Genomic DNA, 13,157 nt, shown 5'->3' on the forward strand with positions numbered 1-13,157 from the left:
CTGTTTAAGTAGGGCTATAAGATTTACAATAAATTTCTCATTTACCTTACCTTTGTCTTAATCTTAAAATGTATTTATGATTCAATCGATGACCGGCTTCGGAAAGCATGTAGTTCAGCTACCTAACAAAAAAATTACGGTAGAAATAAAATCGCTTAATAGTAAGAGTATTGATTTAAATGCACGTATGCCTTCAAGTTATCGTGAAAAGGAATTAGAACTGCGAAAGTTGGTCGCTAATTCTTTGTTACGAGGTAAGGTAGATTTTAATCTTTATGTTGAGCTTACCGGAAACGAAACCTCTACTCAAGTTAATGAAGTTGCGGTTAAACAATATATGGGTCAGTTGAAAAACATTGCCGATGGTGATAACCTAAGATTATTGGAAATGGCATTGCGTTTTCCTGATGCTATGAAGACCGATAAGGAAGATATCGATGAATCTGAATATGAGGCTATAAAAGAGGCATTGAAAGGTGCCTTGGTAGAAATCAATGAGTTTAGGTCAGAAGAAGGCAGTGTTTTGGAGAAAGATTTTCTTGAAAGAATATCTTCATTGAAAAAGCTTTTAGAAGAGGTTGTAAGTATAGATCCAGATAGGCAAGCTACTATTCGTGAGCGTTTAGAAAAAGCCGTTCAAGATATAAAGGCCGATGTAGATGCAAATAGGTTTGAGCAAGAGCTTATATACTATTTAGAGAAGTATGATATTACTGAAGAAAAAGTTCGCTTGGCAAATCATTTAGATTACTTCAGCAAAACTTTACAGTCAGACGATAGTAACGGTAAAAAGTTAGGATTCATTTCTCAAGAGATTGGTCGTGAAATTAATACGATCGGTTCTAAGGCAAACTTTGCACCTATGCAGCAAATAGTGGTGCAAATGAAAGATGAACTAGAGAAGATTAAAGAACAAATGTTAAACGTACTATAGATGAAAGGTGGAAAACTAATCATTTTTTCTGCGCCATCAGGTAGTGGGAAAACAACCATTGTACGCCACTTATTGGCACAGCCAGAATTGAATTTGGCTTTTTCGGTATCTGCAACTTCGCGCCCTAGAAGGGGCAAAGAAAAGCATAACGAGCACTATTATTTTATGTCGGTTTCCGAATTTAAAAATCATATCAAGAATGATGATTTTTTAGAGTGGGAAGAAGTGTATAGAGATAATTTTTACGGTACGTTAAAAAGTGAAGTAGAACGACTGTGGGCAGAGGGAAAGAACGTAATTTTCGATATTGATGTTGTTGGAGGTTTAAGAATCAAGAAAAAATTTCCTGAACAAACCTTGGCTGTATTTGTAAAACCACCAAGTGTTGATGAGCTTAAGATCAGACTTAAGAAGAGAAGTACCGAAAGCGAAGACAAAATAAATATGCGTATTGCAAAAGCATCTGTAGAATTGGCAACGGCACCTCAGTTTGATAAGATTATTAAGAATTATGATCTTGATGTAGCTTTAAAAGAGGCTGTAGATTTAGTAGCATCTTTCGTTTCTGACGATAAAGAATAAATGCACATGAAAAAGGTAGGATTATACTTTGGTACCTTTAACCCTATTCATATTGGTCATTTGGTTATAGCAAACCATATGGTAGAATTTTCAGACTTAGATGAGGTTTGGTTTGTAGTAACGCCTCAAAGTCCGTTTAAGACCAAGAAAACGCTTTTAGATAATCATCAAAGATTTGAAATGGTGTATGAAGCTACCAAAGATTATGACAAGCTGAAGCCTAGTAATATTGAATTCAATTTACCGCAACCCAATTACACCATAAATACCTTAGTACATTTAGAGGAAAAATATCCTGAAGGATATGATTTTTCATTGATTATGGGCGAAGACAATCTAAAAGGTCTTCACAAGTGGAAGAACTACGAAGCTATCTTAGATTTGCATCATTTGTATGTGTACCCAAGAATATCGGAAGGGGCTATTGAGCATCAATTTAAGGAGCATAAAAAGATTCATCGTGTAAATGCACCTATTATGGAAATCTCTTCTACATTTATTCGTAAAGAGCATAAAAATGGTAAAAACATTAAGCCATTATTACCGCCAGAAGTTTGGAAGTATATGGATGAAATGAATTTTTATCGTTAATCTATACTATTTGCTTTACGCAAGTTATCAGTAGCTAAAAATACATCTCCTTTATTATAATACCACTTACGTACTTTAGGTATTTTAATTCCGTTTACGGTAATCATATCTGAAAGTAGAATATATTCTCCGTCGTTTTTGCTTTCATCATGGAAGAATTGATACACTTCCATAGCATAGGTCTTTGGGTCAAAGTAGAAATACCAAGTATCGTTACCTACTTCTTTTTCATACGTAGCTTTTAAAACTAAATATGATTTACCCTTAAAATTTTTCTTAATGACCTTATCATCTATTATAGTACCTGGGTTTTTTAATTTCATTGGTAACCCATATAGGTATGTATAGTAGTTTTTCATCATTTTAGCACGGTCACAGCTAATGTTTAAACTATCTTTTATCTTAGGGAATATAGAAGTGCTGCCATTTAATTTTAAAGTACAGTCGTTATTATCCAATTCAGACTCAATAACGTAATTATTTTTGGTTACGGTTGTTTTAAAATAGTTGCTAGGCAACTTCATTTCTACGACAGTACTACGTGGACTACTTTTTGGATTCTCCATCTCAATCAGCATTTTACCTTTAAAGGTAGACCAGTTATTTTCCGGATCATGAAATGCTATTGCACGTTCTAATAATTCGTTGCCGGTTATTTCTTGGGCATTACTTAAAACACTTGAAAGCATAAAAAGATATAGTACAAAAAACTTCATAAATATGTGTTTTTAAAAATGAAACTAGCTTAATCTAAAGTGGCTGGCGTAACATCTGCATCATGCTCTTTGTAATACAGCTCTAGAAGATTCATGGTCGCAGTCATTAAATCTTTTGTCTCAAGCAAAATAGTGAAATACAACGTCGTGTTTTTAGGACTAGATTCTTCTGACCTTGTGCGCTCTACTTGTGCACTTATTTTTTGAGAAACCAAGTCATATAACTCTTGCTTGTTGTTAAGTATAGTACCAATTTTTTCAAAAGACCTTTCTTCAAATGCGTGATAGGTATTATCTAAAATCTCTGCTAGTTTTATATCAATCTGCTTAAGCTCTTTTATTTGATTGTATTTTAATTTCTTGTGGTTATTGTTGACATGTTTATGGCTTACTTTACCAATATATTCTAACGACTGAGAAATATCGGTTAAATGCCCCATGGCATTAATGTAGAAATTACTGGCGCCAATATGGGCTTCTTCTAGATTTTTGATGAAGTAGAAGGTGTGGTTTCTTAAATCTTCAATCTCATTGGCTAATTTAGCACCTTGTTTTTTGTTTTTATGAAGCGAGTTAAGGTCCTGTTTTGCTAACCCGTTAATAGAATTAGAGTATATTTTATTTGCTCTTTTTACAACATTGGCAATGTTCTTTGCGCTTTCTTCAATAACACCTTGGATAGAGCTACTTTCTGCGCGTTCTAAAATCTCCTCTTCTTTGGTTTCTTTTAATTTTTTGGTATGTGAAAGGTAGTTCTTGCCTATTAATACGAATGCGAATATTAATAATGCACTAATTGCATATATACCCCCTAAGTGAATAATGTAAGCGATTATTGCTGCAGCAACGAATGCTACAATTGCGGTAAAGAACCATCCGCCAATAACATTAAGTACACCTGCAACTCTATATACGGCACTTTCAGAACCCCAAGCTCTATCTGCCAGAGATGTACCCATTGCCACCATAAAAGTAACATATGTAGTAGATAATGGAAGTTTCAATGAAGTTGCAAGAGATATCAATACACTTGCTACCATTAAGTTTACCGAGGCTCTAATAAGGTCAAAAGCAGGTTGGTCTTTTGCCTTTGCTTTTTGAGCGTACGTTGTTGGTTTTATGAACTGATTGTCAATTCTCTTTTGTAATGAAGCCGGTATTATACTGTTTAAATTTTCAGATGCTTTTATTGAAAATTTTACGATTTGTCTGGATAAATAATTAGGCTCAAAGCGTTCATCTCCTTCATCTTGTCTAGAAAGATCTACACTTGTTTTTACTACATTCTTTGCTTTAGAAGAAAACCATAAGGTAACTACCATAATTACTCCAGAAGCCAATAACAGATATGTTGGTGTTTGTACGGCAACGGACAAACCTTTCATATTATATTCCGTAGCTAATTGACCAGAATTTGACCAACTTATAAAAGATTCAAAAGCGGCCAATGGCACACCAATAAAGTTTACTAAATCATTGCCGGCAAAAGCCATTGCTAAGGCAAATGTACCTAGTATAATGATGATAGTATAAATATTCCATTTCATGAAGGTGGTTGCCATCCAAGAAATTGCAAACCACAATACTAAATTGCCCAGCAAAAATAGTTCTGGGTTTTCACCAATGAACATAGATGCTTCCGGACTTATTATAGAGGTTCCTTTAAGACCTTTAATAAGTATAAAATATATAATTGCCGTAATGGCCATGCCACCAAAAATAGCACCTACCCATTTTGGCTTTTCGTTGAATTTAAAAGAGATTAATACCCTTGTAAAAAATTGAACTATGGCGCCAATGGTAAACGCAACGACGACAGATAATAAAATTCCTAATATAATTTCGGTCGCTTTATCTGTGTTTATGTAGTTTGAAAGATGGGTAAAATCCCCGTCTCCTGAATATATTTTTACCAATGAAATGGCTACTGCAGCACCTAACAACTCAAAAACAATAGATACTGTTGTAGATGTAGGCATACCCAACGTGTTGAAAAAATCAAGTAAAAGAATATCGGTGATCATAACGGCCATAAAGACAATCATGATTTCAGCAAAGACAAACTCTGAAGGATTAAAGATTCCTTTTCTAGCTACCTCCATCATTCCACTAGATGATACTGCCCCAAAGGCAATACCTACACTGGCAACAAGCATAATGGTTTTAAAGGAAATTGCTTTTGACCCTATTGCTGAGTTTAGAAAATTGACGGCATCATTACTGACACCAACAATTAAATCTGTTATGGCTAAAACGGCCAACGCAATAATCATGAATAAATATATGTTCTCGCCCATCAAAAATCTAAATAAGGAACAAAAATGATATTATAAATTATCATTAAGGTTAACATAAGGTTATGAAGTTAATATCGTATACTTTGCAATGATGGTTAATACATGCAAAAAAACCAAGTTTAGTGGATGAAAATACTAATTTCTTTTTGAAAATGATTTTTTGTTTTCATATCAAAATCACTTTTTAAACAAAAGGTCAGGTAACATGCGGATGAATATGCTGAAAGATTATTTTGTTTTGTTCGCAGCTAATGCTGTAGAGCTGATTGCATCATCTGTTGTAGCGCTTATTTTAGCAGTAGAAGGCAATGCTATTTGTTTAGCATATAAAGTCTCTAAAACTTCAGTTTGTTCTCCTTCTTTAACCGTAATTTCAAGATTTATCGGTTCGTACCCTACAAATTGAACCAAAATGTTATGTGTGCCTGCAGTAATATCGTTAAATTCAAAATTACCTCTAAAATTTGTATGTGTAGAAAGGGTTGCGTTGTCTATACTTACCGTAGCCATTAACAATGGTTCATTAAAAAACTCGCCGTCTAAAATTTTACCTTTAATAGAACTGTTCTCTTGTGCAAAAGACAAAGAGCAAATCATTAATGCGAATAAAATATATACTTTCTTCATGTGTGAATTAACTGGTACAAAGAAAGTTTGCCAAGGTTAAGATAAGGTTACCTAAGGATTATTAATATATTTTTTAAAGGTTAAGGTTGTGGTACATCATATTATACTGTAGTAGATGCTTTAGGTGTCAAAATGTGCAAATGACGTATCTTGCAGGCTTTAAAATAATGTACATGAATTGGGAGCAATTACTTTCTTTAAGAAGACAAGGCGATAAAAATAAGAGGTTACGCAATGAGCAAGATGAAACTCGTCTTGGGTTCGATGTTGATTATGACCGTATTATATTTTCTTCCGCTTTTAGAAGTCTTCAGGATAAGACCCAAGTAATTCCGCTTTCAAAAACCGATTTCGTTCATACTAGATTAACCCATAGCCTTGAGGTTTCCGTAGTTGGTAGAAGTCTAGGTAGATTGGCAGGAAAAAAAATAATTGAAAAACACCCTTATCTAAAAGAAGTTCATGGGTATCAATTCAACGATTTTGGTGGTATTGTTGCCGCTGCAGCTTTAGCTCATGATATAGGAAATCCTCCTTTTGGTCATAGCGGTGAAAAAGCTATTGGAGAATATTTTAAGACCGGAAACGGACTAAAATTTAAAGACTTACTTTCTGAAGTTGAATACCAAGATATTATCGATTTTGAGGGTAATGCCAACGGATTTCGATTGTTGACCCAAGACAGGGCGGGAGTTTCTGGTGGACTGCGTTTAAGCTATGCCACATTAGGTGCTTTTATGAAATATCCTAAGGAGTCGCTACCAAAGAGACCAACAAATCATATTTGTGACAAAAAATTCGGATTCTTTCAAAGTGAGAAACATATTTTTGAAAGTGTTGCAGAAGATTTAGGTTTACCAAGTAGAAGTACCGATGGAACCATTTCTTATGGTAGACATCCTTTGACTTTTTTAGTAGAAGCTGCCGATGATATCTGCTATACCATTATTGACTTTGAAGATGGTATAAATTTAGGACTCATTTCTGAGGATTATGCTTTAGAATACCTTATAAAACTGGTTAAGGATACTATAAATACCAAGAAGTATAATTCTTTGGAGTATATGGAAGATAGGCTCAGTTATTTACGTGCTTTAGCCATAAACACCTTAATACAAGATGCTGTTTCTATATTTATTGAAAATGAGGAAAGTATTTTAAACGGTACTTTTGAAGTCTCTTTGCTGGATAAAAGTAAATTTAAAGCGCAAATTGAAGATATTATTAGTTTAAGCGTTCAAAAAATTTACCAATCGCAAGAAGTAGTTGAAAAGGAGATAGCAGGTTATACTATTATATCTGATATTTTAGATGTCTATATTAATGCTTTGATCGGTAAGAAAAATAATAACGCATCTAACTACCATAAACTTATTTTAAGAACCTTACCTGGGTTTTATCAAGATACGAATGTTTCTCTTTATCAAATTGTATTGAATACTTGTTGTTACGTTGCAAGCCTATCTGATAGTGCTGCAGTACATATGCACAATAAAATTAAAGGAAAAACTCTTTAGAAGGCGTATAGAATACCTACGCCCAGTACTTGTTTGAACTGAATTTTTGGTACACCAGGGTTTACTATAGTGCCATTATCGTTTTTGACTACGTCAAAAAGAATATCGTCATCATAGATCATTTGTGTTCCCAAACTGGTGCTAATAAATTTATTCACCTTCATATTAAGGGTAAGCTCCCAATCTACATCAACGTTTCCAAAGCTTTTAATATAATCTGTATAAAGATTTAGTCTACTTTTCATTTCAATATTATCTGCAATGGTGAAATTGAAATTGTTGGTAATTAAAATACCAATCTCTAGTAAATGATTTTCACCAGGTGTGATAACATTACCATCAGCATCTAAAATAGCTTCTTGTACACCAAAAGCACCACTATCTGCCAAATCTTGATCAAGTACAAATGTAGATTTTTGAGTTAACGGTGATAGGTAAAGGTTGAATTTTTCATCTTTTGTTATGTAAGATGTACCAGCACCAAACAGTAAATAGCCTGGTGCCATGAATCGAGAAATTGGCGTGTCTCTGTCTGGATATTTATAACCGTTAGAAAACTGGGTGTTAAAATTTAACTGAACGGAATAGAACCACCTGCTGGAATTGTCTTTTTTAAAGCCTAAATTAGAACTCAAACGAATAACATCTTCAGTTTTTCTAAGTTTCTGTCCTTCTTGGGCATTTAAGCCGTACCGTAATTCTAAGTTGTTATCCCATTGAAAGTTGTTGAACTTATATTTTCTGGCAAATTTTAAAAATCCTAGACCACTAATGGCATTATCTCCACCGGCGTTCCAGTTTACGAAGGCTACCTCACTAATATTAATACCAAAACTATTTTCCGTTTCCCAGAAAGAGGGTACTCTAAAACGTTTAAAACCTTTTTGTAAGGTCTTGGTTTTTTTAAAATCTATATTCGGTATTTGCAGGTTTACGTCTTTTTTTGGAGTATAAATTTTATCGACCGTTCTTCTAATGACAATGGTGTCTACTGCTATACTGTCTACGGTAACACTATCTACAAGAATTGGCGCTGGTATGGTATCTTGGCCAAAAGAAAATGTGGCTACCAACAATACTAACGGAATTAAGATTTTAAGTGATTTTGAAACCATGGTAATTATAGAAATTCTTGCACATATTTTTTTACGGACATCTTATCTATCCCTGATTTTTTATACAGTTTTTCTGTTGCACCGTGCGTAATAAAGGCATCAGGAATGCCAAATATCTTAATTATTTTGTTGATTCCAATATTATTTGCAAAATCTAACACAGCACTACCAAATCCGCCAATAGCTGAACCATCTTCAATAGTAATAATATGCTCGAATTTTTGTAAGATTTCTTGTAATAAAACTGAATCTAAGGGTTTTATGAATGGGAAATTGTAATGTGCAATTGCATTATTTTGGTTTAATTCGGCTATTAATTCAGAAGCCATGTTGCCAATTGGTCCGGTAGTTAATATGGCTATCTTATTTCCTTCTTTTAAAACTTGTCCTTTTCCTATGGTTAGCTTCTCCATTGATGCTTGCCAATTTATTAAGTTACCTCTACCACGAGGATATCTAATGGCAATAGGATGTTCTAAACCTAATTGGGCAGTGTACATGATATTTCGAAGCTCAATTTCGTTTAAAGGGGAGAAAATTAAAAGATTTGGAATACATCTTAAATAAGAAATATCAAAAACACCGTGATGTGTTGGTCCGTCCTCACCTACTAAACCTGCACGATCAAGGCAGAAGATGACTGGTAAATTCTGTATTGCTACATCATGAATTACTTGATCATAGGCGCGTTGTAAAAAAGTGGAATAAATATTACAGAATACAACTAAACCATCTGTTGCCATACCTGCTGCTAAAGTTACCGCGTGCTGTTCTGCGATACCAACGTCAAAAGCTCTTTCTGGAATAGCTTCCATCATAAATTTTAAAGAGCTACCGGTTGGCATGGCGGGAGTAATGCCAACGATTTTCTCGTTTTTCAACGCGAGCTCAACTAAGGTCTTTCCAAATACATCTTGAAACTTAGGTGGTTGGGCAAGGTTAGTTTTCTTTTGTAGTTCGCCTGTCTGTTTGTCAAATTTACCTGGGGCGTGGTAGGTTACTTGATTTTCTTCTGCTTTTTGCAAGCCTTTACCTTTGGTGGTAATGACATGTAACAATTTGGGTCCTTCAATTTTTTGTAGTCTTTCTAACTGCTGCACTAAGTTGGGTAGGTCATGACCATCATCGGGACCTGTATAATGAAAATTAAGGCACTCAAAAATATTCTCTTCTTTTGCGGTTCCTGTTTTTACATTGGTCAAGTATTTTTTTAATGCACCTACACTTGGGTCTATACCCATAGCATTGTCATTAAGCACCACTAGTATATTGGCGTTGGTAACGCCGGCATGGTTTAAGCCCTCAAAAGCCATACCGCTGGCTATAGACGCATCGCCTATTACCGCAATATGTTGTCTTTGAAATTTTCCTTGTAATTGGGCAGCTAAAGCCATACCCAATAGCGCAGAAATAGAAGTGGAGCTATGCCCTGTACCAAAAGCGTCATATTCGCTTTCTTGCATTTTAGGAAAACCGCTTATACCACCAAATTGTCTATTGGTATCAAAAACGTCTTTTCTACCGGTCAGTATTTTATGACCGTAAGCTTGGTGACCAACATCCCAAATGAGTTTGTCAATTGGCGTATTGAAAACATAGTGTAGCGCAATGGTTAATTCTACCACACCTAAACTAGCACCTAAATGACCTTCTTTGACCGAAACAATATCAATTATGAACTCTCGTAATTCTACAGCCAACTGCTCTAAATCTTTTACTTTTAAAGATTTAAGGTCGTTAGGCAAATTGATATGTTCTAGTATCGATTTCAAACTGTGGGTATAATGCAGACAAAAATACTTTTTTAAAAATGAAACTATCGTATTTTTGAGCCTATGGTTTTACCTTACGATGATACTTATTTTATGAAAAAGGCACTGCAAGAGGCAGAGTATGCCCTTGAAGCTGGTGAAGTACCTGTAGGTGCCATAATTGTGGTACAAGATAGAATTATTGCAAGAGCGCATAATCTTACTGAAAAATTAAATGATGTTACGGCGCATGCAGAAATGCAGGCAATTACTTCTGCTGCTAACTTTTTAGGTGGAAAGTATTTAAAAGATTGTACGTTATATGTTACCCTAGAGCCATGTCAAATGTGTGCTGGAGCGCTTTATTGGAGTCAAATAGGTAAAATAGTATATGGGGCAACAGACTTGCAACGTGGGTGCGGAGTAATGGGAACCACATTACACCCAAAAACCAAAATATTAGGTGGTGTTCTTGAAGATCAGGCGGCAAGTTTATTACAGCAATTTTTTGCCAAAAAAAGGAAGTAGGGGTTTATCTAAAAACGAACAACCACGCAAAGGCGTGGTCATTTAATACTTTTGAAAGAACTTTTTAGAGTACCTGCACCTGCCCAGCAACTGTACCTTTTCTTCCTTCTTCCTCTTCGTAGCTCACTTTATCACCTTCTCTAATTTCTGTGCCGTGTAAAGCGGTGGCATGAACAAAAATATCTTTTCCTGTTTCTTCGTTGGTTATAAATCCATAACCTTTAGATTCATTGTAAAATTTAACGGTACCAATCATTGTGTTGAAATTTTAATATTAACATTCTAATTTAATATTTTTTCCAATTGATTGGTAGTAAAATAGACTATTAATTTTATGGATTGTCTTGATTATCAGTGTTTCTAGGCTTTTTTCCTTGCATTTTTCTCACATTTTCATCTGTAAGCATGTAATCGTTGAATTTTTTACCCTTGCTTTCTTTTATCAAGAAAAGAGGCATTGCCAGTAAAAATAGACCTAAAGTGCCTGAACCAATATATCTATGCGATAATGCTTCTTGGTCAGTATCTAAGCTAAATCCGTAAATAATTAGTCCTAAGGAGATTAAAACGATAATGGTGATAATGTATTTCATGTTGTTTCTTTTTCTGAAAGCGTTGAGAAATTTTTTTTATTTGGTAAAACGTATCAACTCTCTTCTGTAAGCGGTCAATAATTTTGATTTAGATACAAAGCCCATATATTTTCCATCTTTTACAACGGGTAAATTCCAAGCGCCACTATCTTGAAATTTTTGCATTACGATCTGCATACTATCCAATCCGTAGTAAATATGATCAGGGGATTTGTGCGTAAAGGTCTCCACCTTTGTAGTATTGTATAATTTGGTGTCGAACATAAATTCTCTAATATCGTCTAAAAGAATAATGCCCAAAAATCGCTGATTTTCATCAACTACGGGAAAAATGTTTCGGGTAGATTTTGCAACGGAGTCATGAAGCATTTCACCTAAAGTCATTTCTGGATGTACAATTTTAAAATTCGTTTCAATGACAGATTCCAAGTCCATTAAAGTAAGAACGGCTTGGTCTTTATCATGGGTCAGCAAGTCGCCACTTTCAGCTAGCTCTCTGGTGTAAATAGTATAATCTACCGTGTTTTTAGTAATAAGGTAAGATATAGATGCCGTAATCATCAAAGGAACAAATAATGCATAACCACCAGTAATTTCCGCAATTAAGAAAATAGCAGTTAATGGTGCGTGTTGTACACCGGCTATAAGACCGGCCATACCAATTAACGTAAAGTTACTTTCAGATACAGAAAACCCTAGTCCAGAATTATTAATAATCTTGGCAACTACATTACCTAAGGCACTACCCATAACCATGGTTGGTATAAAAATACCACCTGCACCACCTGCAGCCAACGTAGTGGTCATGGCAACAGCCTTAAAAATGGTAATACCTATTAATAGCGCAATTACAATCCAGATGTTATTGGTGTAGGTGTCAAAAGGAGTTTTGCCCAAGGCGGTAATATGGTCACCTATGAGCAAGTAGTTTATAAATGAAAACCCTTCACCATATAAAGGCGGAATCATATATAACATAATGCCAATAGCTAAACCACCAACTAAAAGACGGTATTTCGGACTTTTTAACGGTTTAAAAAGGTTGACGATTCTAAAGTACATTTTTGTAAAATAGATGGAGGCTACCGCAGTGCCCACTCCTAAAAGAATATAAAATAAGGTGTCCTTGATCTCAAAGGGTTCCGTATTGGAAAAATTCAATAAGACTTCATTTCCCATAAAAAAATAGGAAGTAAGTACACCGCTTATGGAAGCCAGCAATAAGGGTAACATGGATATCATGGTAAGATCCATACTAAATACTTCTACGGCAAAAATAATAGCTGCAATGGGCGATTGAAATATAGAAGAAATAGCACCTGCCGAGGCGCATGCGATTAATAGGGAACGTGTTTTTGAATTGATATGGAATAGCCTCCCTAAATTTGAACTTATTGCTGCCCCCGTTGCCACTGCTGGACCTAACAACCCTACAGACCCACCAAAACCAACAGTTAATGGTGCAATGATAAGTTGCGTGTATACTTGCTTTACGTCTATGCGACCTTTGTTTTTAGATAAAGAGAACAGAATAGAAGAAACGGCATGATTAAGCTTTTCTTTGTGAACGTATTTTACATACAAATAAACGAAGGTTAGCCCAAGAATAGGAAGAATAAAATAGAGTTGATTACTTGAGAAAATAATTCCTTTTTCAAGGGATGCTTCAATAAAGTATGTAATGTTTTTTAGGGTTACCGATGCTAAACCGGCTAAAAGCCCTACAACTACACTTAAAATGTAAATAAAGGTCTTTTGCGAGATGTTTTTATATCTCCACTTATAAATACGTTTTAAAAGGTTGTTCGTTAAAATGGGCATGGTTGAGCCATAACATTATTAGGAGTCAAAGGTATTTAATTACTAGTTATGATTTTAGTTTTAAACTCTTCTAAATCTTAAAGAT

13 protein-coding genes are annotated in these 13,157 nt (G+C 34.8%); 5 read left to right on the top strand and 8 right to left on the bottom strand.

Annotated features, from left to right (window positions below; genetic code table 11):
* Positions 1 to 76: 76 nt before the first annotated feature.
* Genes PXD56_RS01765 through nadD form a run of 3 tightly spaced genes read left to right on the top strand, consistent with a single transcriptional unit; the run spans position 77 to position 2,107 of the window.
* Entirely contained in the window at positions 77 to 934 is an 858-nt protein-coding gene (locus PXD56_RS01765) for a YicC/YloC family endoribonuclease (protein WP_276491639.1), read from the top strand.
* Complete coding sequence (gmk, locus tag PXD56_RS01770; RefSeq protein WP_276491640.1) at positions 935 to 1,516, top strand: guanylate kinase; 582 nt, start codon at positions 935 to 937, stop codon at positions 1,514 to 1,516.
* A gap of 6 nt (positions 1,517 to 1,522) precedes the next feature.
* On the top strand, positions 1,523 to 2,107 hold the full coding sequence (gene nadD, locus PXD56_RS01775; protein WP_276491641.1) for a nicotinate (nicotinamide) nucleotide adenylyltransferase: 585 nt from the start codon (positions 1,523 to 1,525) through the stop codon (positions 2,105 to 2,107).
* On the opposite strand, the gene PXD56_RS01780 is transcribed toward nadD, so the two are convergent.
* From PXD56_RS01780 to PXD56_RS01790, 3 genes are all read right to left on the bottom strand, one after another.
* Positions 2,104 to 2,823 (bottom strand): DUF6503 family protein, encoded by a 720-nt coding sequence (locus PXD56_RS01780; protein ID WP_276491642.1) that lies wholly within the window; start codon positions 2,821 to 2,823, stop codon positions 2,104 to 2,106. The two genes, nadD and PXD56_RS01780, sit on opposite strands and share 4 nt — an antisense overlap.
* A 29-nt stretch (positions 2,824 to 2,852) precedes the next feature.
* Positions 2,853 to 5,120: an inorganic phosphate transporter gene (locus PXD56_RS01785; protein WP_276491643.1), complete on the bottom strand. Its 2,268-nt coding sequence runs from the start codon at positions 5,118 to 5,120 to the stop codon at positions 2,853 to 2,855.
* 228 nt (positions 5,121 to 5,348) lie between these two features.
* Positions 5,349 to 5,747 (bottom strand): carboxypeptidase-like regulatory domain-containing protein, encoded by a 399-nt coding sequence (locus PXD56_RS01790; RefSeq protein ID WP_276491644.1) that lies wholly within the window; start codon positions 5,745 to 5,747, stop codon positions 5,349 to 5,351.
* Between the two features lie 173 nt (positions 5,748 to 5,920).
* On the opposite strand from PXD56_RS01790, the gene PXD56_RS01795 reads away from it, so the two are divergent.
* On the top strand, positions 5,921 to 7,264 hold the full coding sequence (locus tag PXD56_RS01795; RefSeq protein WP_276492505.1) for a deoxyguanosinetriphosphate triphosphohydrolase: 1,344 nt from the start codon (positions 5,921 to 5,923) through the stop codon (positions 7,262 to 7,264).
* On the opposite strand, the gene PXD56_RS01800 is transcribed toward PXD56_RS01795, so the two are convergent.
* Together PXD56_RS01800 and PXD56_RS01805 are read right to left on the bottom strand one after the other, a co-directional pair.
* Positions 7,261 to 8,379: a DUF3078 domain-containing protein gene (locus PXD56_RS01800; RefSeq protein ID WP_276491645.1), complete on the bottom strand. Its 1,119-nt coding sequence runs from the start codon at positions 8,377 to 8,379 to the stop codon at positions 7,261 to 7,263. The two genes, PXD56_RS01795 and PXD56_RS01800, sit on opposite strands and share 4 nt — an antisense overlap.
* Positions 8,380 to 8,384: 5 nt before the next feature.
* Complete coding sequence (locus PXD56_RS01805; protein ID WP_276491646.1) at positions 8,385 to 10,151, bottom strand: 1-deoxy-D-xylulose-5-phosphate synthase; 1,767 nt, start codon at positions 10,149 to 10,151, stop codon at positions 8,385 to 8,387.
* 63 nt (positions 10,152 to 10,214) lie between these two features.
* Here PXD56_RS01805 and PXD56_RS01810 point away from each other — a divergent pair, with 63 nt between their 5' ends.
* Complete coding sequence (locus tag PXD56_RS01810; RefSeq protein WP_276491647.1) at positions 10,215 to 10,658, top strand: nucleoside deaminase; 444 nt, start codon at positions 10,215 to 10,217, stop codon at positions 10,656 to 10,658.
* Between the two features lie 64 nt (positions 10,659 to 10,722).
* Here PXD56_RS01810 and PXD56_RS01815 read toward each other — a convergent pair whose 3' ends face one another.
* The 3 genes from PXD56_RS01815 to PXD56_RS01825 form a co-directional block, all read right to left on the bottom strand.
* The gene (locus PXD56_RS01815) at positions 10,723 to 10,914 is read right to left on the bottom strand and encodes a cold-shock protein (protein ID WP_027065298.1); all 192 of its coding nucleotides are present in this window, start codon (positions 10,912 to 10,914) and stop codon (positions 10,723 to 10,725) included.
* 76 nt (positions 10,915 to 10,990) lie between these two features.
* Entirely contained in the window at positions 10,991 to 11,251 is a 261-nt protein-coding gene (locus tag PXD56_RS01820) for a hypothetical protein (RefSeq protein ID WP_276491648.1), read from the bottom strand.
* Positions 11,252 to 11,287: 36 nt separating this feature from the next.
* Positions 11,288 to 13,072, bottom strand: a complete 1,785-nt coding sequence (locus tag PXD56_RS01825; RefSeq protein WP_276491649.1) for a chloride channel protein — start codon at positions 13,070 to 13,072, stop codon at positions 11,288 to 11,290.
* Positions 13,073 to 13,157: the final 85 nt, after the last annotated feature.

It is taken from the genome of Maribacter zhoushanensis (genome assembly GCF_029350975.1).
GTDB classification, from domain to species: domain Bacteria; phylum Bacteroidota; class Bacteroidia; order Flavobacteriales; family Flavobacteriaceae; genus Maribacter; species Maribacter zhoushanensis.